Here is a 20,823-nt window from a genome sequence, read left to right as displayed (position 1 = left end):
AGTAAATAGAAGTGTAAGCATGTTCCTCATCTGCAAAGAATCTTCCTATTTTTCTACACATAACGAAATAATCTGTGCTTATCCACCAAATACCCTTTGTTCAATTGAATAAACGGTATTAAAGAAACGGTAATAGCTCAGTAATAATCCCATTTTTAAAATTGTTATTATCAGGGGCTCTACAACCATATTAGAATACAAAATGTTACAATTGAAATCTTTCTTTTGATACAATATGACAAAAAAGAAGGCTTCTGTTATGGGGTTAGATACTTTGCAGAAATTTATGATATAATTTAGGCATCCAAACAGAGATAGGAGCATTACAATGTTAAAAGATATTTTTATGGCTTTGTCGGAAAATCAAGTATTAAATGGGGCAGCAAAAAAATATGGTTTAAAAATGGGTGCACAACATGTTGTTGCTGGAACAAACATTGAAGAAACAATTGAAAGTATTAAAAAGCTCAACGCAATGGGTATCTCTTGTACAGTAGATAATTTAGGAGAATTTGTTTTCGAAAAAGAAGAAGCAATAGCTGCTAAAAACCAAATAATTGCAGTAATAGAAGCAATCGAAGAGCATCAAGTAGATGCACATATTTCTTTAAAACCATCTCAGCTTGGTTTAGATATTGACTATGAGTTCGCTTTTAATAACTTAAAAGAAATTGTAGAAATCGCACATAAATATGGTACATTCATCAATATTGATATGGAATCCAACAAACATTTACAACCTTCTTTTGATATTTTGGACGAGCTTTCAAAAGACTATGATAACGTTGGAACTGTTATTCAAGCATACTTCTATCGTGCAGTTGAAGATATTCAAAAGTATAAAAACTTCCGTCTACGTATCGTAAAAGGGGCTTACAAGGAGCCTGTTGAATACGCTTACCAAACAAAGGAAGAAATTGACAAAAACTATGTAGAATTGATAGAATGGCATTTATTGAATGGTAAATTTACTTCTATTGCTACTCATGATCATAATGTGATTAACCATATTAAACAGTTTATCAAAGACAATAATATTCCTTATGATAAATTTGAGTTCCAAATGTTATACGGTTTCCGCACAGAAATGCAGCTTCAACTTGCAAAAGAAGGCTATAATTTCTGTACATATGTACCATTTGGTCAAGACTGGTATGGCTATTTCATGCGTCGCCTAGCAGAGCGTCCTGCCAATATGAACCTAGTTGTAAAACAAGTTTTCAATAAAAATACGAATACAATGATTGGTCTTGCTGCTGGTGCATTTGCACTTGGTCGTTTAACAAAACGAAACAAACGTAAGTAATAAGAAAAACAGGGCAAAAAAGATTAAGTTCAAAAACTGTTTCTACCGTTTTCAGTAGGCTTTGGACAGACCTTTTCGTTTATATTATTCCCGTTTGTTTTTTAAAGAGGCTGGTCGTGACTACGTCACGACCAGCCTCTTTTTTCTCGGTAAATCTTATAGCGTTTGTCTGTCCGTCACCCTCCTACAACTTTAGAATCAGTTTAGTGCTTTTTGGACAACTAGAGAAAAGATTCTTTCTAATTGATAGAACAGAGATGATGACAGTCTAAGTACGCAACATCGTGTCGCAACGACTGCCTGACCCGCATCGTGCGGGCCTGAAGATGCAATTTCGTTCGCTACCTCGCTTCTTTATGGAGCAAACACATACTATTTCTCTTTATTTCCACTAGTTAGAAAGTCTTGTGACTTCATCCATCATGAAATATTAGCATTTCTGATTTAACCGCTATTACAAATGGCTTTATCCCAAATTAAAATTTGGCTAATTTTATAATCTAAGCGATACGCTTTGCCAAATCTTATAACCCAGTACTAAACATTAAATTGATTGTAGTGCAAGGTGGCGACTTCGGCGGGATGAGGGAGACAGATGAGACATCACATCGACGCCCAAGCGACGGTGATGGCTTATCGCTCCCCCCCGCGAAAAGCGTCCACCTGAAACGGAAATCAGCAGCATTATTCACTCTTAAAGTATCGAGAACCCAGTGTTTACGGGACATTTTTATAAGCTTTCTTATACTTTAAGATAAAAGCACTCTCCAGTAATGGAAAGTGCGGTTTTTAAGTTAAATATTCATCTTTAATAGCTAAGGGCTAAATAATAAACACCTCATTCTACGGGGAAGGTTAGAATGAGGTGTATTCATTATAGGCATCTATTTAGTTATTACGCAATTTAAGGTTGGTTGCCCTAATATATTTCCCCTGTTTACTATTTTTTGCAATATTCATTTGTTATTTCTATCATATAGAAAGTAAATGAGAATTTCTGGAGAGTTAAATTAGAATTTGATGAGAACATTTACTCCCAAGTAATCGAAAGTACTTTTCCGGATATCGCATGTACTTGCACAGTTGCTTTTGATTTCTTCTCTTTGGATGATTCTATTGCCATAACAACTAAGTAATAGCCCCCTTCATTTGTTCGAACAAAGGTATTACTTTCTATTACTCCTTTTTGAGAAGCAAGAGCAAGCTTAGTAGCCTCTTCTGGAGTAATGAGAACCGTAGCATTTTTCTCTACATCCTCACTCTTTTCCTCCGTTTTTATTGAAATAGTCTCCTTGGAGGATATCGATTCTTCAGATTTAGGAACATCTGCTGTTTCTGTTTTAGGAGCATCTACTTTTGCTGGTTCTGACGTTAAAGCCTCTATCTTCTCAGGCTCTAATTTAATCGAATCAGATTCAATAGTTGCTTTGGAAACTTCTGCTTTTGCTATTTCATCTTTTTTAACTTCTACTTTTTTCTTTTCTTTACTAGCCGTTTCTGTTTTATTTTCTTCTTTATTTAACACGTCTTTGATAGCATTTTTAATGACTTTTTTAATAGGTTTCTCTTCCACTTTTTCTTCTTTTTTAGAAGAGGTGCCTTTCTTTGATTTATTCTCTGTGTCTTTAGGTTTTTCAACAACTTTTACTTTCTCCGAAGATTCTTTTGGTTTTTCTGAGACAACCAATTTAGAAGTTCCAGTAGAAGATTTTTTTTTACTTTTAACTTTGTCTTCTGTGGACGGAGTTTTTGCAGGGCTATCATCTACTACTTTATCAGTTATTTCTTTTTGTATAGAGGGTACTTCTTCGATGATAAAGTCATCTGTGTGTTCTAGCGAATTAACATCACCAGTGGCTGCATTCATTTCGACCAAATACACTTGTCCACTCTTTGCAATAATCGCCTCATAAACATCTTCATTTTTCTTTACTTCTGCTACTTCTGCATCGTACATATGCTCAAGTTGGGAGCGGACGTTGTTTTCTGTTATAGGTATGCGATTAGCATCAATCGTATTTGCTATAAATACAATTACCATTATGCCGAATGTAGCAAGACAGACGAATACAATTTTTTTCTTTTTTGTAAACCTCATTCTCGCATCCCCCCTCCAATTCATCTTAAGTGACGAACATTAAAAATCGATGAGAATTTGATTAGAAGGAAGAAAAATATGGATGGTTGTACCAAATCCTACCGTACTCTCAATTGTTATTTTTGCTGAAAGTCGATCTGCAATATCTTTTGCAATAGCCATACCAAGTCCAGTGCCACCCGTTTTGCGGTTTCTTGCTTCGTCCACACGGTAAAAACGATCAAAAATTCGATCCAAGTCTTTTTTGGGGATACCATCACCATAATCCATGATTGAGATAGTTGTTCCTTTCTCACTTTCCGATATAGTTGTCTTTACTTCTTTTTCGCTATATTTCCGCGCGTTATCCAAAATGATAAAAAGCAATTGTCTCAATTGTTCTGTATCAGTATTCACATAAAAAGGACCTTCACCTTTCAATAAAAACTTTCGATTATAAGCAGTTCGCATTGAACGTAATGTTTCTTCTACTAAAATTCGCACATCAATCATTTCATATCGATGTTTTTGTTTTCCATTACTATTTGCTAAAACTAACATTTGAGACACCATTGCCTTCATTCTACTCGTTTCATTGATGATGGCATGGACAGACTCTTCCGCAATTTCAGTATCACTAAAGCCATGTCGAGACAGGAGTTTTGCATAGCTTTCTATAACGGTTAATGGTGTTTTTAATTCGTGCGAAGCATTAGACACGAACTGCTCCTGCTTTTTATAATTTTGCTCCAGCTGCTCCATCATTTCATTGAAAGCTATACCCATTTGAGCCATTTCGTCTTTCCTATTTGGTCGAACTGCTATTTTTTCATAATTTCCAGAAATTCTACTATGAGACATAGTATGTATTAATTTTTTGATCGGCTTCGTAATAATTTTCCCTAATGTTATACTTGAAGCAGTCATCAATAACATCCCGATTACAGTTACGCCAACTAAAATAAGACGAAGGAAATCTAAATTTTTTCCTACATCCAATAATTGTTTCATCGTCTGTACTTCTACTACTTCCCCGTTTGTCCAAATAACTGGTTTACTTATCGTTAAAACAGGTGTACCTGCAAGCGTTCCTATAGAGTATGGTTCATCAACTTCAAAATGAGGTCGATAGGAAGACATTTCTTCCATTGTTTGAACAACTAATAGTAACTCTCCTTGACTATCTAAGACCCGAACTCCACCACTAGGCTGTATATATGTGCGCAAGATTGTGGCAGGATCATCTTCTTTTTGTAACTTACTTAATGCACCTATCATTTCATCTACATCCGAGTTAAGCTGAGTGTATTCCGTATCAAAGGCCATATCTTCAAATAAAAAATAAACACCTATATTCATTAACCCCATAATTATGAGTGTCAATAAGGTAGAAAATAGATGTATTTTCGTTTTAAGCTTCATTCTTTTGCTCCTTCAACACATATCCGACACCGCGTACTGTTTGTATATGAGAAGATTGCTGGTTTTCTTCTAACTTTTTTCGAACATAACGTATATAAACATCTACAACATTCGTATCTCCATAATAATCGAACCCCCACACAGCATCCAAGAGCTGCTCTCGTGTCAACACTTGGTTCGGGTGCTTCATCATATATAACAATAAATCATATTCTCTAGGTGTCAGATTGATAGACATTCCAGAATTAGTAATTTCACGTGTTTGCTCGTTCAATAAAAGCGACTCAAATATATGTACATTTTCATCAAGAATAGGTACCGGTGTAGATGATTTAGCAAAACGAATTGCCGAACGTACACGAGCTAGCAATTCTTCAATTTCAAAGGGTTTAGTCACATAATCATTCGCACCAAGATCCAATCCAGTTACTTTATCTTCTGTATTATTTTTTGCAGTTAACAAAATTACTGGTGTTTCATCTTCCGTAGCACGAATTCGTCTTAATACATCCAACCCATTTAAACCTGGAAGCATTAAATCAAGTAAAACTAAATCCCATTTTTGCTCCCTATATTTGATCAAACCATCTATTCCAGTATATGCAATATCTACAGCGTATCCCTCAAACTCTAGCTCTAACTGAAGAACACGTGCAATATTTTTTTCATCTTCTACAATTAACACCTTGTCCTTCATAGATGCACCCCTTTTTCCTTAGTTTATCATACAATATTAAGCGAGAGCAGTTTCTAAATAAGAGTTAAAAAAGGAGAAAACTTTTCCAACTCTAGAATTTATTAAAAACGTAATCCTAAAGAATTTTATTTTGACGGCTATTATCGAGGAATAACTAAATTTTAATAGCGTTTTTGAATCGGGAATGAAATTGTTGTTTATAATATTGAATTGTGACAATTGTTGTTTATTCTATTTTATTATATGGTGTTGTCAATATAGAGGAGGCGAAGTTCCTATGGGAAATATCCGAAAGGTTTGGCAACCAGAAATCTTTTATCATATTACAATGCGCGGAAATAACAAACAACGTATTTTTATGAATAAAGGAGATTTCAAGTTCTTTACTCATACGCTTGGGCGGGCAAATACAATTTACTCCTTCACGATCATTGCTTATAGTCTTATGAACGACCACTATCATTTACTTATACGTTCTCCTCGAGTACCACTTTCTGAAGTGCTAATTTTTATCAACCAACAATACTCCAACTACTTTAAGAGAAAATATAAATTCCATGACCAATTATATGAAACTAGATATTACACTAATATGATTTCGGACCCAAAGGAGTTATTAATAGTGAGTAAGTCTATACATCAAAATCATCTTTATACACAAAGAACTATTATGGGGAAATTAGAGAATTACCCGTATAGCTCCTATCCATTTTATGTGGATGAAAAAAAGTTTAAACCTTCTTATATAAATACATCTTTACTACCTGCTTTGATCAAAAAATATCCTGAACAAAAGACGGAAAGTTATAATTTGTATTGCGAAAACATTCAAATGGAAGTTGAAAAATCCTTCCATCGTCAATATAGTTTGACATAGGAAGGATTTCTTCACTTCATCATTACGCTATTGTCTCTGCAGATGGGACTAGCCCGATAGCACGGGCAGTCATTTTACTTGCCTCTACAAGAGCATTAAAAATCGGACGCACTGTATCCACTTGTTGTTCCATCATTTCAGGATGCCATTGAACGGCTACAACAAATCGGTTTGACTCTTCCCATTCCATTCCTTCTATAATTCCATCAGGAGCAATCATCGTCGCTTTAAAACCTTTACCTAGTTCTTTTACTGCTTGGTGATGGAAACTATTTACTCTCAGTTCTTCTTCTTGAAATATATCATATAAAAGAGAGCTATTTTCAATACGAACCGGATGGAATGCATGATGTCTAATTGATTTTGGTACGGAGTGGTTAATCCCCTCTGGTTTTTGAGATACTAGATCCTGGAAAAGTTTGCCGCCTGTTGCCACCGTGAGCAACTGCATTCCACGACAAATACCAAGTACCGGAATGTTCATTTCCGATAAAACCTTTCGAGCTAGCTTAACTTCATGAGCATCCCTCTTTGGTTCAATAGCTCCTAAGCCAAACTTCGGATATTCTTCGTATAAATATGGATCTATATCAGAGCCGCCAGAAAATAATATCCCATCCAATTTTTGAAGTAGTGGAGTCAAGGTTTCTATATCTTTTGTAATAGGCAAAATAACCGGGACCCCTCCAGCTCTTTCAATAGCTACGATATAATCATCTGCTAGCAACTGCCATTCCTGATCTTTCGCACCGATACCAGCTGCAATTCCAATTGTGTCGTCAGATAAATAGTTAGCGCATATACCAATTAGTGGTTTCATCGTTATTCTCCGTTCTGTCTAAACAAAATGATCGCCTCTCGGTGAAGAGAAGCGACTAGTAAAACATTATTTTTCTACCTCAACAACCCAGCCAAAAGGATCTTCGATAATGCCGCGTTGAATTCCAGTTAATGTATCATATAACTTTTGGGAAAGCTCTCCTGTTTCTCCGTTATTTACGTAGAATAACTCACCTTTCCAGCGTAATTCTCCAATTGGTGAAATAACAGCAGCGGTACCAGTTCCAAAAGCTTCGTCCAGTTTACCTTTCAAGTAAGCTTCACGAATTTCTTCCATTGAAACTTTACGTTCTGTAATTGGAACACCCCAATACTTTAATAATTCAATGATAGATTTTCTCGTAATACCATCTAAAATACTACCATTTAAAGCTGGAGTAACTACTTCCCCATCAATTTTGAAAAACACATTCATACTTCCTACTTCTTCAATATACTTTCTCTCAAGTCCATCTAACCATAAAACCTGTGCGTACCCTTCACGATCCGCTACTTCCTGTGCTTTTAAGCTAGAGGCATAGTTACCTGCAGTTTTAGCTGTTCCAGTACCACCAGCAACTGCTCGAACATATTCACTTTCCACTAATATTTTCACTGGGTGAATACCTTCTTTATAATAAGAACCAACTGGTGACATGATAATGATGAAGCTATATGTTTTAGAAGCTGATACCCCAAGATGTGCTTCCGTTGCAATCATAAAAGGTCTGATATAAAGAGATGTTCCAGGCTCTGTAGGAATCCACTCTTTGTCTAATTGAATTAATTGTTTTAAAGCCTCAATTGCTAATTCTTCTTCTATTTGTGGCATGCTTAGGCGATCAGCTGAATTATTCATACGTTTCATATTTTGTTCTGGACGGAACAGGCGAACGATTCCATCCTCCGATAAATAAGCTTTCATTCCCTCAAAAATCGTTTGGCCATAATGTAATATAGATGCAGATGGATCTAATGTAAGTGGCTGATAAGGGACGATACGATGATCATGCCAGCCTGTTCCTTCAGTATAATCGGCGATAAACATATGATCTGTAAATTTGGTCCCAAACACTAGCTGGTCTGCTGGTGTTTTCTCGTTCTTCATTTCATTTTCAGTAAACTGAATTTTTAGATTACTCATAATATGTTTCCCCTATCAAGTAAAATTATTAAATTGCAACGATTTTAAATGTGCAATATATTATATGCAATTATACTACTTTTACGAAAATTAGAAATAGCTTTTTGAAATTATTTTCAAAAAATTTTATACAATTTTGATTTATACTATAAAATTTCCAATTCTTATAACAAACCTAGATTATTAGTCGATATAACGTCTAGGACTATTTATAAATTATGAGGAGGAGAAAATTTGTTCAAGAAGTTATTATTCATCCCAATTCTGTTTCTGTGTACTTTACTTTTTTTACCATCCGAAACATTTGGAGCAACACTAATTAAAGGAAACTTTGATAATGTAACTTTTGAGACTGTTAAGCAGAGTGATGGCTCATCTCAAAAACATCTCAAGTCAATTACCATTAAAAATAATAAAAACAAACAATTGACTCTTAAAATCGATAAGTATACTAGACTTTCAGTAAACTCTCTTCCAACATCTATTGATGCTTTTAAAATAGGCATGGCACTAGAAGCAGATGTTAACTTAGGCAAGGTAGTGGAACTTCGTGGTACATCATATGTATCACAAGAAAATACGGATGCAATTGGCAAATCATTTTCAGGAACAATAAACAGAATCGACAAAAAAGGAACCTTTCTTTCGGTTAGATTAGATAGCGGAATCTCTAAAACTTACTATATAAATAACGATACTGAGTTTTATAAAGATACAAAGATATCTGATCTTAGCGTTTTGTATGAAGGAGATCGAATAAAATTAAAAATAGACGAGTATGACTCTAAAATTATTACTTCTGTAGATATAAATACTCAAGGAGAGGTTATAGAAAATCTGTATAAAGGTAAAATACAGAAGATTGATCCTATCCAAAACAAATTAATCGTAAATGATGAACAAATTTTTCGAGATTGGAAATGGCAATCACAAATTTCCATAGATAATACCGCTAAAACTTTCACTAATAAAACTCCGATATACGTAGGAAACAAGCAAATTAAACAGGATCAATTACGATACTATACATACGATGATGTTTACTATGTTACTGTAAAGCAATTTGGAAAAGAAGTAATACAAAAGATGGTTATTAAGCGAGATAATGAACGCACATATTATGAACCTATGACTTCTATTAACACATCTATCAAAAAAATAGGATTAAGAAATGTAGGATTATTACCTTATCATGACGGTTCCATTCTTATCCGAAATGGAAGATTAGTAGATTCTTATAGTCTACAATCAAGCGGAACTGCTTTTGTGGTGACTGACGGCCCGAGCACTAGCAAATTTGCAAATGTTATTCACATTACCAATGATGGATTCATGAGTCCAAACCTTGCAGATCACACCGTCTACTTTGGAAAAATTGTTTCTACCGGAACATACAATTTAATCATAAACAATGCAAAAAAATTATCAAATAATTATTGGTCTAATGCCGATACGATAACACTTAACTTTAGTGACGACACTAATGTGGTGGAAGACTTTAGACGTGCCACACTAAAAGTAGTTCCTAGGAATGAAATGGATGAGAGAATTGGGAAGTATGGATACTTTTACGTAAAGAACAATCAAATTGTTGCTAGTCATATCGTAGGAAGCTCATCACCTATTTCCAATTTAGTGTCTGTCGGTCGTTTAGAAAGCACAATAGGTGGGACAACTATTCGTGTCCAAAACGTTAGTCAGTGGCAAAGTGGTATATGGAAAGAAGCAGGAAAAATATACAATATGAATATAGAACAAGCAACTATTATTAAAGAAGGAAAAGTAATTTCTGTTAATGACTTAAAGCCAAATGATAGATTGTTTATAATTCATGAATCGATTATTAAAGGTCGACTAATTTTTGTAGATTAATAAGAAAAACCAGGCAAGAGACGCCCAGTCCTTTAAGAACTGATACGTAGATATGCCGTTGGTTTCCGCTACGAGCGGACGCTTTCCGTGGGCACGGCTTCAGCCGCTTCCCTCGCTTACGCTCAGTCCAGGGTCTTCAGCTCGCGCTGTTCCCACTGGAGTCGCCGCTCTGCGCTCCAATCAACTAGTTCCACTTTTTATAAACGAATAATTGGATATAAAACCACCTAAATATACGTGTTTTATCTTCAAATAAGTAAGGATGAGATGGACTCAGTTAAAAGAATATCCACTTTCTTCTTTCATGATAAAGTAGTATTCCTAACCGGATGGACGGTTTTATCCCTCTATAAACTTTTACTACTATTGTCATCTAAGCGATATGCTTTGCTAAATCTCAGAGTGGAGAACTACACTATATGTTGATTGAAGTGAAATGTGGCGACTCCAGCGGGATAAGCGAGAAAGTCGAGACCCACAGGGAAGAAGCGTAGCGCCTGACTGAGGAGGCTCGGCCTCGCCCGCGGAAAGCGTCCACATGTAACGGAAATCAGTAATATTATTCATTCTTAAAAGTTCCATAAAACCAGTGTTCATGCAGCTTTTTATATACTTTTTTGAACAAAAGCGAAAATCGCTGGAGTCTTGACGGATAATCACTTGTATAAGTTATCCACATGCCGTAGATTTTATTATTTACTAAAACATAAATAATCGACATACAGTTACTAAACTATATGTCGATTCAACTTTAACATGAGATGAGGGTTTACAATTAAAAAGAAATCAAGCATTAAACGGATATCTATCTCTTTAGTAGCCATATTTTTATCACTAATTCTCTTTAATACAGAGACAAAAGCAAAGGCACCAGATTTTAACGGTGGTGTCCTGAACGAGTATACGTATGAAGAGGTTTTCTTCTTATCAGGGGCTCCTATTAAATTTAGTGGAAAAGCTACCATTTCAGAGAAAGCAAGTAAAAACCAAGTTACAACTACATACAAGTTCAATCTTTCTAATCCCAATGGAGATAAACTAACTAGAAGCATGTCATACGTTTCGACTTTAGAAGCACATCTTGATAAAGGACAAACAACCTCCAATACTGCTATAAAAAGCTACTCAGAAAAAGTAACAATTGATGGGGATACTTATACATTAGATGATTATCAATTCTCTCAAGCATCTGTAATTGATAATCGCCCAGCTAGTGATTACTATTCTGGGAATGTAGTCGGAAGAAAAATATATTTAAAAAAAGCAAAGGGTGCTAAAAATACAGAAACCATTACCGTGTTTCTAAATGGAAGAGACGTGGGCTATAAAAACTTCTGGGGAGCTACGGAGACACAGCTACTAGATTTTGAGATAAATACAAGTAAAGGCACTGCTTATATTACAAGTAAGGTTTCTGATAGCAAATCACGAACACTTCAATATGAGCCGAATACTCCTTCCTTCTCAAGCTTTGTTGGAGGACATTCTGTTATTAGCTCCAGTAATATGATTTCTGAATACAATTATGATATTCCCTTTGCTACTAGTTATACAGATTCCAAGGGTGTTATCCATCCAAAAGTTACAAAGGGTGTTATTCATCTCAATCAAGTTAATGTTCCAAAAATCGATCGTCTAATTGTGCCGAAATTTCGTGACTTATCGAATCATTGGGCTAAGAGTGATATAGAGAAGTTATATTCATTAGGTATTTTTGATGAAGCAAGTCAATTTTTTTCTCCCAATACTCCAATGGTGAGATACCAATTTACAGTAGGTGTGTTAAAGGCTGTTAACTTACGGGTTTTTGAAGAACCTCAAAAGAAAGCTGCTTCGAAAAAGGCTATTTTTGCTGATCTTGATCCTAAACATCCCGATTATCCATACATTGAAAGTGCTGTTGAAAAAGGAATCATTAATGGAGTTAATCCAAATTCATTTGGTCCAAACCAACCCATTAAAAGAGCTCAAGCGGTGGCGATTCTTGTACGAGCTTTAGGAATGGAAGGACGTGCTCCAAGTCCTGGATTCACTACTAACTATGCTGATGACAAGATTATACCTGCCTATGCCAAAGATAGTGTGTATGTTGCAACAGAGCTAGGACTTATTAATGGAGATGAAAAGAACCGTTTCAATCCAAATCAATCTCTTACAAGAGCGCAATCTTCCGCAATGATTTCTAGATTTTTAACCTTCTTAGAGTCCGATCTAAAACAAAACTATCGAGATGACATGCTCTTCTTTGACTGATAGAAAGGAATAATTAGATGAAAAAAACTACTTTACGGTCATTACTTCTATTTATTGTTTTGTTTCTAGCAATACCATTTACACAGGAAAGTACAAGTGCTGCTAGTCTATACAAAGATATCAAAAATGATTTTTGGGCATATCCATCGATTGAATGGGCAACTAAAGCTGGCATAATGCAAGGATATCCCGATGGAACTTTTGGTCCACAGAAAGAAATCACAGAATCTCAGTTAGTTTCCGTATTATCCAAATTTGATACTACCTATAAGGCAATCTCTCCTTATGTAGCTAAGAAAAATGAGGATAGCGCATCTGGATATTATCGATATTTCAAAAGTAAAAATATGCCAGTAAATGGGTATACTAATACACAAATAAGAGGAAAAGCGGTAACTAGAGGTCAGTTTGCACGAATTATCGCTGCTATTGACGGCTATGACCTCACAGAAACCTATGCTGTCCAATATTTGTACACGCAAAATTTATCTACAGGAACGAATGGTAAAAAAACATATGAAGATTTTAAACCATCGCGCACACTGGCTCGTGCAGATGCAACCGTATTTCTAAATAGAATAGCAAAACGAGGAACCTTCAGTATAAAAGGTCTACGTAGTGCTCCTACTGGTAAGGACAATGTAGCAAGTGAATTACCAACTGATTTTCCAGATGGAGGAACGATTGTTTTTCCTACACCTAGTTCTGAAGAGCCTGCAAAAACGCCATCTTCCACTCATGATGTGCGTATAGCAAGTCTGGATATCGAATCCCCTACACTTATTGCAAACGGTGTAGACTCGTCATTTGTAACGATAATATTAAAGGACTGCTATGGAAATAATATTTCTTACGATGAATCCATCCCATTTGTAATTACATCCAAGTCTGGAGCAGTTATTACAAATGAAAAAAGTGAAAAGGTTTCTGGTTCCCCTCTTCTGTACACGGATGGAGCTGATTTAACTGCAGAAATTACAGCAAAAAAATCAACTAAAACTGTAGTTGATACAATTTCCTTTAAAGTTAGCGATAACAGAAGCAATGATATAAACATGTCCTGCTACAGAACACCAGTAAACGTGAATATTACCTATGTACCACAAGCAGAATTACGTCTTGAGCATGTAGTTGAAAATAATAATAAAGATGGATTAGTCTCCATAAAAGCTACTATTGTCCTACCCGGTGGTCAAGTAATTTCTGATTATAAAGGGAAAGTAGTCTTCAATTCATCCAATCTTTCTTTGGCAAATAAAGAAGTAAGCTTTGTCAATGGTGTTGCCCGTACTAGTGTTAGTTCTTACAACTGGGGTGATGCCTCCTTGAGTGCAAGGATTTCTGTGAAGGATCCAAGATACTCAAGCGAATTATCTTCTATTGTAAATAAGACGCATAGTCATCAGATTCCAATTGATCGTCCTCTTACGACCGACAATAGCTGCCCAAGAAATTTTGAAGTTGGTTTTATTATCGATTCGTCAGGTAGTATGAAAAGAAGTGACCGTGAACGATTAAGAGTGTCTAAATCTCAAGAGTTCATTTCTGCTCTTCATGCTCCTACAAACATCGGTGCTCATTTTAATTCTAAAGGACACTTCTTAGCCCAAGGTTCGGCTAGTTATGTTGGTTCTACCTTTGTAAATGTTGGTCAATCTGGTGGAACTAATATTGCAGATGGATTAGACTTAGCTATTAACAAGTTTTCAAATGATTCTACTCCAAAAATTGCTATTTTATTAACCGACGGAAAATCTAGCACTAGTAAAATACTTTCATCACTTCAAAAAGCAAAAGATAAAAATATTAAGATATTCACAATTGGACTTGGTTCCGCAAATCAATTAAATGAACCTTTATTGGAGCAAATTGCAAATAGTACGGGTGGAAGTTATTATCACGTAGAAAAAAATGTAGATCTTGCCTCTACTTATCAATCTATTCTGGACGAAGTAACTTGCGAAACGCATCCACCTGGGTGCTCAAATTATAACCAAGGATTTATCTCACCGACGATTAAGTCCACACCATCAAACTTTTATATGAATACATTTATTGATAAGGGCTGTGGTGATGTGGAGAGAGTTATTGTTCGGTTCTCCTCTTTAGAGGGGGATATTGATTATGAACTAATTTATCGAGGACAAAACTATTTTGCTCTTGAAAAAAAATTAGATGAAATTATAGATCTTTCCCTCTTCTCAGAAGGAATGTTTATAGGCTATGATGCATCTGGAAATCGTGTTGGAACAATACCAGTAACAATTAAGTAAAGCAAAAACCGATTCTAGTAAAAATGAGAATCGGTTTTTGCTTTTGTTCTATATATATTGGCATCATCTTATACAATCGATTCCATTGTTTCTTTTAATCTCTCTCTTAGATAATAAGAAGGTCTTCTCAAAGATTCTTCAACAGAAATTGACGTATTTACTATACTTACAAGTTTTGTGAAACAGGTCGATAGGTCCGGAATACTTTCCGGCTCAATAAATCCAGAGATTAAGATAACCGGGATGCCATGTTTATTTGCAATTTTGGCTATGCCAATAGGTGCTTTTCCATAAAGTGTTTGTTGGTCCGATTTACCTTCACCTGTAATTATGAAATCTGCACCTTCAATTTGCATTTGAAAATTTATTGCTTCCATCACCACTTCAATGCCTGGCTTCATATGGACTGGAAAAAATGCTAGAAATGCTCCACCTAGACCACCAGCTGCCCCCGCACCTGATAAGTTGTGTAGTGAAATGTTCGTGACTTCTTCTATTTTATTTGCTAAATGGACTAAATTCTCTTCAAGCTCTTTACACATATTTGGTGTCGCTCCTTTTTGCGGACCAAATATTACAGTTGCACCTTTTAATCCTACGAAGGGGTTATCCACATCAGAAGCAATGTTAAAATGGCATTCTTTTACCCTTGTATCAAAAGCTGAATCATCAATCTCATATAAATCGTTTAAAAACCGGGGTTCAGATGCAAGTTCTTCTCCGTTTTTACTGAGGAATTTCATGCCTAAAGCACGCAGCATCCCTGTTCCTCCATCATTTGTTGCACTACCGCCCAGCCCTATTATGAACTTCTTATATCCCAAGTTAAGTGCATGAAGAATAAGCTCTCCAGTTCCGAACGTGGATGCAACTAAAGGATTTTTCTCCTTTTCCTCTAAAAGAGTAATACCTGATGCTCTCGCCACTTCTATCACACAGGTCTCTCCGTCGCCAAGGACTCCATAATCCACTTGTATTAGACGACCTAAAGGATCATGAACCTCCACTTGAGTAATACTTCCATGAGTTGCCGCAATAAGTGCATCTAGCGTTCCTTCACCACCGTCTGCAACTGGCAGTAACACAGTTTCGATGGACGGATTAATTTCCTTGATGGCTTTATCCATCTCCTGAGCTGCTTCTAAAGCAGATAAAGAACCCTTGAAGGAATCAGGGCTAATAACAATTTTCATAAAATCACCACCACACTTTTATTTTTATTATTCTTTAAGAAAAAACGTTTCAGCTATGAGCTGAAACGTTTGAATTTAAAATTATTTTTTTGCTACTGTTACAGTCGCTACTCTTTTAGCGCCAACGTATTTTTTGCCCCAGTAATAAGGGTCATTTAATTTATCAACGCGAACGCCTTTAGATGTCGAAGCATGGATGAATTTACCGCTACCTATGTACATACCAACATGGGATACGCCTTTACCAGTTGTATTGAAGAAAACTAAGTCTCCCACTGCTAAGTTTGCTTTATTTACCGCTTTTCCAGAGTTGTACATTCCTGCTGCAGTTCTTGCTAAATAAATTCCTTTGCTTTTATAAACGTATCCGATATAACCTGAACAATCAAAACCTGCCTTCGTTGTTCCACCATAACTATATTTAATTCCTACTAAACTTTTCGCACTTGATACTATTTCATTGGATGCTACAGTGCTTGCTGCTTCTGTATTTCCTGCAAATGTTCCCGCGGCTAAAACTACAGTTAAACTAAAGATTGCAATGATTTTCTTAAACAATGAAGTCAAAATTTATGTTCCTCCAAGATGTGTATTGAAAAATTTGATTTAATATGTTTTCTGAAAATTTCTCTATACCCATACTATCACCTTTTAAACAAATATAACTTTACAGTTGTGTAACAATAATATTACATAAACTTTCTTGATAAACTCATTAATACCAATAAATTTGATATCTTAAAGACCTAATTATTGTTACAAAATGTTTACAACATATTGTTTTCTACAATATTTCGATAACCAAATAAATAAAAACTAAGTCTAAAGGATATAACTTGGAAGTTAATTAGTCACATATTCGTGTTATTCCTATTTATAAAACTGTATCTTTTATACCTCTTTTTATGGTATAAATGTGTATATAGGTTTTATGCAAAGTTAGACAGGGGAGAATTTAAAATGAAAAATAGCTTAACAGTGCATTTAGGGATGATTATTGTCGGTATCATTGCTTCTATGCTGTTAATCACTTCGGTTGCTACATATAATACTGCGTATGACGAACTTTATAAGGCAGCTGGTATTGAAGCTTATGGGTGCGCAAATATTACTACTGGATTGATACAACCTGATGATGTTAAGAAAATCATTGCAGGAGATGCGTCAGCCATTGGTAAGGTTAGTGAGCAACTAAATTGGACTACTGCACACAAAGATATATTTGAAACACAGTATATTATAGATTTAGATGGTAAATTACTCGCTCTGGATGACAATTTAAAGGAAGATGGCTTTAAAGCTGGAGATCAGTTTCATATAGACAAGGAAGCTATTGCAATGTTAGTAGAAATGCAACATTCTACTTATTCCGATGCTTATGAGTTTGCTGGCTTAAAAAGACTTTCTGGCTATGCCCCTATTTTTGAAGATCATGATCCTTCAAAAAATATTATAGCTATTAGCGTCATTGATTTTGATGCTTCTATTGTTACAGATCGTACTTGGGATGTTGTTAGTGGAGGAATACTTATTAGCTTGATTCCATTGATTTTGGCATCATTAGTTACATTATTTTTAATAAGAAGAAAAACAAAACCGCTTTCAGCACTTATTGCACATGCGGGTGAAATTGCAAAAGGTAATTTAACAGTCAATGACACGCATTTCACAAGTAAAGATGAGGTTGGAGATTTAAGTAGAACTTTAAATACATTAGCGTCGAACCTACGAGAAATTATAGGAACGATTCAAACAACTTCTGTTCAATTAACTAATAATGTCGAGAACAACTCTATTTCACTAAACGAAATGAAAGATGCAGTGCACCAAGTATCAACTAATATGAGTGAAACTGTTGCATCAGTATCTGACGGAACAATTACAGCAGAACGTTCCTCCAATATTTTGCAAAGTCTAGCACAAGGTTTACAAAATTCAAAGGAACGTGCAGATACAACTGTGGTAAATTCCAAAACAACAATGCACACTGCCGAAGAAGGGTTGACTCGTGCAAGTGAGATTAGTAGTGACATGGATAAAATCAGATCTGCTGCTATTGAAACTAGTGAAACAATAGGACGACTAAATGAGGCAACAACACAGATTCAACAAATTACTGGCTCTATTTCGGCAATTGCCGCTCAAACTAATTTACTTGCACTTAACGCTTCCATTGAGGCTGCTCGCGCAGGTGAGCATGGAAAAGGATTTGCAGTAGTCGCAGAGGAAGTTAGAAAACTAGCTGAACAATCGAATACTGAAGTGGGACAAGTAGAAACAATTATAAAAGACATTACTGAAAGCATTAAGCAAGTAGTAGATTCTACAGTAGAAAGTACGAAGTTAATCGAAGCTGGCTCTTCGACTGTTCATCAAACATCCCAATCATTAAGTGATATTTCTACTGCGGTTGCAAAAACCGTCGAAGAAATTTCCATGATTTCAGATATGACAACTATAGAAGCAGATAATTCGAAACAGGTCGTAGAATTGATCAATCAGCTTACCGAGTCGATACGAGAGATTGAACAGGTTACTACAACTATTTCAGCAGCAACTGAAGAAACAACAGCTTCGATTGATGAAATTGCAAACCGTTCTAATGAGACAAATGAGATTGCACACCAATTAAATCAGATCGTAGGTAAATTTAAGCTTTAGTCAAATATGAAAAAGGAGCAAAAAGATGTCCGGTCCTTTAAGGTCAAAACCTGTTTCTATCGTTTTCGAAGGGTTTTGAACAGACGTTTTGCTATATGATTACCGAGTAAATTTTTAGGGATGCTAGTTGGTTGTGACAGACGTCACAACTAACCAGCATCCCTTTTTTTTCGGTAATCTTATGGCGTTTGCCTGTCCATCGCCCTTCTACAATACTTTGAAACAGGTAAATGCTGCATTTTTGGATATCTAGTGAAAAGACACCTTCCTATTCATAGAGTAAGCTCTCGAAGATGCAATTTCGTTCGCGATTTCACTTCTTTATGGGGCAAATAATTACTACTTCTCTTTATTTCCACTAGAAAAATAGTAAATCTACATTCTATATTTATCACTAACTAATAGCATCTCTAATTCAGAAGTGATCAAAAATAATTTTATCACTTTCTAAATTTGAACAATCTTATCATCTAAGCGGTAAGCTATGCTAAATCTTCTTGTTGGGTACTACCCGTTTAATTGATTGTAGTGTAGGGTGGCCTCCGGCGGAATGAGTGAGACAGACGAGACATCACATCGACGCGTTAGCGACGGTGATGGCTCATCGCTCACCCGCGGAAAGCGACCACTCGAAACGGAAATCAGTAGTATTATTCATTCTCTCAAGTCCCATGAACTCAGTATTCACGAGACACTTTTTTATACTTTCTTTTTCGAAAAAGGAGCAACTCTCTAACTACCAAGAGCTGCTCCTATTCGTTTTAATGAATTCCATGTGCTACCATTGCGTCCGCTACTTTAAGGAATCCTGCTATATTTGCTCCTATTACTAAATTACCTGGATGCCCGTAATCTTCAGCGGCATTATAGCAGCTATTATATATGTTCTTCATTACCTGCTTTAGCTTTTCATCTACTTCTTCAACCGTCCACGTTAAACGCATACTATTTTGCGACATCTCCATTGCTGAAACAGCTACTCCGCCTGCATTTGCTGCTTTAGCTGGACCAAATAATACACCGCTTGCTTGGAAGGCAAGAATTGCATCCTCTGTGCAAGGCATGTTAGCGCCTTCCCCTATTGCCCGCACTCCATTTTGTATTAACATAATGGCATCATCTTTTTCCATTTCATTTTGCGTGGCGCATGGTAAAGCAATATCACAGGCTACCGACCAAATGTCCCTGCAGCCATCATGATAGACAGCATTTGGATGAGTCTTTGTATATTCTTTTATTCGTTTACTATCAAATTCTTTTAACTGTTTAATGGTTTCTACGTCAATACCCTTAGGATCATAAATATATCCGGAAGAGTCACTACACGCAAGCACCACTGCGCCAAGCTCTATTGCTTTCTCCATAGCGTATATTGCAACGTTGCCAGATCCAGAGACCACTACTTTTTTCCCTTCAAAGCTATCATTTACTGTTTTCAACATTTCTTCCACAAAATATACTGTACCGTAACCTGTAGCCTCTTTACGACCAAGGCTTCCTCCATGATTTGGGTCTTTTCCGGTGAACACACCGGCCTCATAACCACCTCTTAGACGATTATACTGCCCGAACATATAACCAATTTCTCTCTTTCCAACGCCAATATCTCCGGCAGGTACATCCATATCAGGCCCAATATATTTGCTTAACTCGGTGATAAAGCTTTGTGTAAATCGCATTATTTCACGTTCTGACTTTCCTTTTGGATTAAAATCAGATCCACCTTTGCCTGCGCCAATCGGTTGTCCGGTCAATGCATTTTTAAATGTCTGCTCGAAGGCCAAAAATTTCATAATACTACTATTTACTGTTGGATGAAAACGGATTCCGCCCTTATAAGGTCCTAAGCTATTATTAAACTGAACTCGGAAACCACGGTTGACCTGAACCTTGCCAGTGTCATCTTCCCATGCAACTCGAAACGTAATAACTCGATCAGGTTCTGTTATACGTTCTAATATTCCATTATGTATATATTCAGGGTGCTTTAGAAATACAGGACGGAGTGAATCAAAGATTTCACGTGCTGCCTGTAAAAATTCTTTTTCCCCTTGATTTCTGTTTTTTACTAACTCGAAAACTTCATGCACATAGTCATTCGCTCTGTTTTTATGTTCCGTATTATTTCTTGTTGTTATTTCCATTCAATTACTCCTATCGTAAAAAATTATTAGTATCATTATCTCTAATAAACGCCAACTATTCAACATATTCATAAACCAAAAATTA

At 35.9% G+C, this 20,823-nt stretch carries 15 protein-coding genes; 6 read left to right on the top strand and 9 right to left on the bottom strand.

Annotated elements, in window-relative coordinates; all coding sequences use genetic code 11:
• The first annotated feature begins 328 nt into the window (after window positions 1-328).
• Window positions 329-1,306, top strand: coding sequence for a proline dehydrogenase family protein (locus tag ACN6MX_RS03485; protein WP_419961295.1), 978 nt, complete (start codon window positions 329-331; stop codon window positions 1,304-1,306).
• Window positions 1,307-2,336: 1,030 nt separating this feature from the next.
• Here the strand turns inward: ACN6MX_RS03485 and ACN6MX_RS03480 are convergent.
• From ACN6MX_RS03480 to ACN6MX_RS03470, 3 genes are read right to left on the bottom strand one after another with little or no spacing between them, the layout of a single operon-like run.
• Window positions 2,337-3,404 (bottom strand): PepSY domain-containing protein, encoded by a 1,068-nt coding sequence (locus ACN6MX_RS03480; protein WP_419961294.1) that lies wholly within the window; start codon window positions 3,402-3,404, stop codon window positions 2,337-2,339.
• A gap of 39 nt (window positions 3,405-3,443) precedes the next feature.
• Complete coding sequence (locus ACN6MX_RS03475; RefSeq protein WP_419961293.1) at window positions 3,444-4,805, bottom strand: sensor histidine kinase; 1,362 nt, start codon at window positions 4,803-4,805, stop codon at window positions 3,444-3,446.
• Window positions 4,795-5,502 carry a response regulator transcription factor gene (locus ACN6MX_RS03470; RefSeq protein WP_419961292.1) on the bottom strand — a complete coding sequence of 236 codons (708 nt, stop codon included), beginning with the start codon at window positions 5,500-5,502 and terminating at the stop codon, window positions 4,795-4,797. Before ACN6MX_RS03470 ends, ACN6MX_RS03475 begins: the two co-directional genes overlap by 11 nt.
• Before the next feature lie 277 nt (window positions 5,503-5,779).
• Between ACN6MX_RS03470 and ACN6MX_RS03465 the strand changes: the two genes are divergently transcribed.
• A complete protein-coding gene (locus ACN6MX_RS03465; protein WP_419961291.1) occupies window positions 5,780-6,379 on the top strand; it encodes a transposase in 600 nt (199 codons plus the stop codon).
• 22 nt (window positions 6,380-6,401) lie between these two features.
• On the opposite strand, the gene ACN6MX_RS03460 is transcribed toward ACN6MX_RS03465, so the two are convergent.
• Both ACN6MX_RS03460 and ACN6MX_RS03455 read right to left on the bottom strand, forming a co-directional pair.
• The gene (locus ACN6MX_RS03460) at window positions 6,402-7,199 is read right to left on the bottom strand and encodes a gamma-glutamyl-gamma-aminobutyrate hydrolase family protein (RefSeq protein WP_419961290.1); all 798 of its coding nucleotides are present in this window, start codon (window positions 7,197-7,199) and stop codon (window positions 6,402-6,404) included.
• A 66-nt stretch (window positions 7,200-7,265) separates the two neighbouring features.
• Complete coding sequence (locus ACN6MX_RS03455; protein WP_419961289.1) at window positions 7,266-8,342, bottom strand: branched-chain amino acid aminotransferase; 1,077 nt, start codon at window positions 8,340-8,342, stop codon at window positions 7,266-7,268.
• Window positions 8,343-8,576: 234 nt separating this feature from the next.
• Here ACN6MX_RS03455 and ACN6MX_RS03450 point away from each other — a divergent pair, with 234 nt between their 5' ends.
• Window positions 8,577-10,214 carry a hypothetical protein gene (locus tag ACN6MX_RS03450; RefSeq protein WP_419961288.1) on the top strand — a complete coding sequence of 546 codons (1,638 nt, stop codon included), beginning with the start codon at window positions 8,577-8,579 and terminating at the stop codon, window positions 10,212-10,214.
• A 728-nt stretch (window positions 10,215-10,942) separates the two neighbouring features.
• On the opposite strand, the gene ACN6MX_RS03445 is transcribed toward ACN6MX_RS03450, so the two are convergent.
• Window positions 10,943-11,227, bottom strand: coding sequence for a hypothetical protein (locus ACN6MX_RS03445; protein WP_419961287.1), 285 nt, complete (start codon window positions 11,225-11,227; stop codon window positions 10,943-10,945).
• Between the two features lie 37 nt (window positions 11,228-11,264).
• Here ACN6MX_RS03445 and ACN6MX_RS03440 point away from each other — a divergent pair, with 37 nt between their 5' ends.
• Window positions 11,265-12,467, top strand: a complete 1,203-nt coding sequence (locus ACN6MX_RS03440) for an S-layer homology domain-containing protein (RefSeq protein ID WP_419961286.1) — start codon at window positions 11,265-11,267, stop codon at window positions 12,465-12,467.
• A 17-nt stretch (window positions 12,468-12,484) separates the two neighbouring features.
• The gene (locus tag ACN6MX_RS03435; protein ID WP_419961285.1) at window positions 12,485-14,740 is read left to right on the top strand and encodes an S-layer homology domain-containing protein; all 2,256 of its coding nucleotides are present in this window, start codon (window positions 12,485-12,487) and stop codon (window positions 14,738-14,740) included.
• A 68-nt stretch (window positions 14,741-14,808) separates the two neighbouring features.
• On the opposite strand, the gene ACN6MX_RS03430 is transcribed toward ACN6MX_RS03435, so the two are convergent.
• Window positions 14,809-15,933: a glycerate kinase gene (locus tag ACN6MX_RS03430; protein WP_419961284.1), complete on the bottom strand. Its 1,125-nt coding sequence runs from the start codon at window positions 15,931-15,933 to the stop codon at window positions 14,809-14,811.
• 81 nt (window positions 15,934-16,014) lie between these two features.
• Window positions 16,015-16,500: a C40 family peptidase gene (locus tag ACN6MX_RS03425; protein WP_419961283.1), complete on the bottom strand. Its 486-nt coding sequence runs from the start codon at window positions 16,498-16,500 to the stop codon at window positions 16,015-16,017.
• Window positions 16,501-16,893: 393 nt separating this feature from the next.
• Between ACN6MX_RS03425 and ACN6MX_RS03420 the strand changes: the two genes are divergently transcribed.
• Window positions 16,894-18,594 carry a methyl-accepting chemotaxis protein gene (locus tag ACN6MX_RS03420; RefSeq protein ID WP_419961282.1) on the top strand — a complete coding sequence of 567 codons (1,701 nt, stop codon included), beginning with the start codon at window positions 16,894-16,896 and terminating at the stop codon, window positions 18,592-18,594.
• 761 nt (window positions 18,595-19,355) lie between these two features.
• Here ACN6MX_RS03420 and gdhA read toward each other — a convergent pair.
• The gene (gene gdhA, locus ACN6MX_RS03415; RefSeq protein WP_419961281.1) at window positions 19,356-20,738 is read right to left on the bottom strand and encodes an NADP-specific glutamate dehydrogenase; all 1,383 of its coding nucleotides are present in this window, start codon (window positions 20,736-20,738) and stop codon (window positions 19,356-19,358) included.
• Window positions 20,739-20,823: the final 85 nt, after the last annotated feature.

Source organism: Psychrobacillus sp. BM2 (assembly GCF_048572895.1).
GTDB lineage: Bacteria > Bacillota > Bacilli > Bacillales_A > Planococcaceae > Psychrobacillus.
Note: the sequence above shows the minus strand (reverse complement) of the source record. Positions and strands in the feature narration are given on the sequence as shown.

Bases quoted from the DNA above. Each gene is read 5' to 3' on its own strand.
- ACN6MX_RS03420 (WP_419961282.1), top strand. From the start codon at position 16,894: ATGAAAAATAGCTTAACAGTGCATTTAGGGATGATTATTGTCGGTATC.
- ACN6MX_RS03455 (WP_419961289.1), bottom strand. From the start codon at position 8,342: ATGAGTAATCTAAAAATTCAGTTTACTGAAAATGAAATGAAGAACGAG.
- ACN6MX_RS03465 (WP_419961291.1), top strand. From the start codon at position 5,780: ATGGGAAATATCCGAAAGGTTTGGCAACCAGAAATCTTTTATCATATT.
- ACN6MX_RS03470 (WP_419961292.1), bottom strand. From the start codon at position 5,502: ATGAAGGACAAGGTGTTAATTGTAGAAGATGAAAAAAATATTGCACGT.
- ACN6MX_RS03435 (WP_419961285.1), top strand. From the start codon at position 12,485: ATGAAAAAAACTACTTTACGGTCATTACTTCTATTTATTGTTTTGTTT.
- ACN6MX_RS03440 (WP_419961286.1), top strand. From the start codon at position 11,265: ATGTCATACGTTTCGACTTTAGAAGCACATCTTGATAAAGGACAAACA.
- ACN6MX_RS03460 (WP_419961290.1), bottom strand. From the start codon at position 7,199: ATGAAACCACTAATTGGTATATGCGCTAACTATTTATCTGACGACACA.
- gdhA (WP_419961281.1), bottom strand. From the start codon at position 20,738: ATGGAAATAACAACAAGAAATAATACGGAACATAAAAACAGAGCGAAT.
- ACN6MX_RS03430 (WP_419961284.1), bottom strand. From the start codon at position 15,933: ATGAAAATTGTTATTAGCCCTGATTCCTTCAAGGGTTCTTTATCTGCT.
- ACN6MX_RS03485 (WP_419961295.1), top strand. From the start codon at position 329: ATGTTAAAAGATATTTTTATGGCTTTGTCGGAAAATCAAGTATTAAAT.
- ACN6MX_RS03480 (WP_419961294.1), bottom strand. From the start codon at position 3,404: ATGAGGTTTACAAAAAAGAAAAAAATTGTATTCGTCTGTCTTGCTACA.
- ACN6MX_RS03475 (WP_419961293.1), bottom strand. From the start codon at position 4,805: ATGAAGCTTAAAACGAAAATACATCTATTTTCTACCTTATTGACACTC.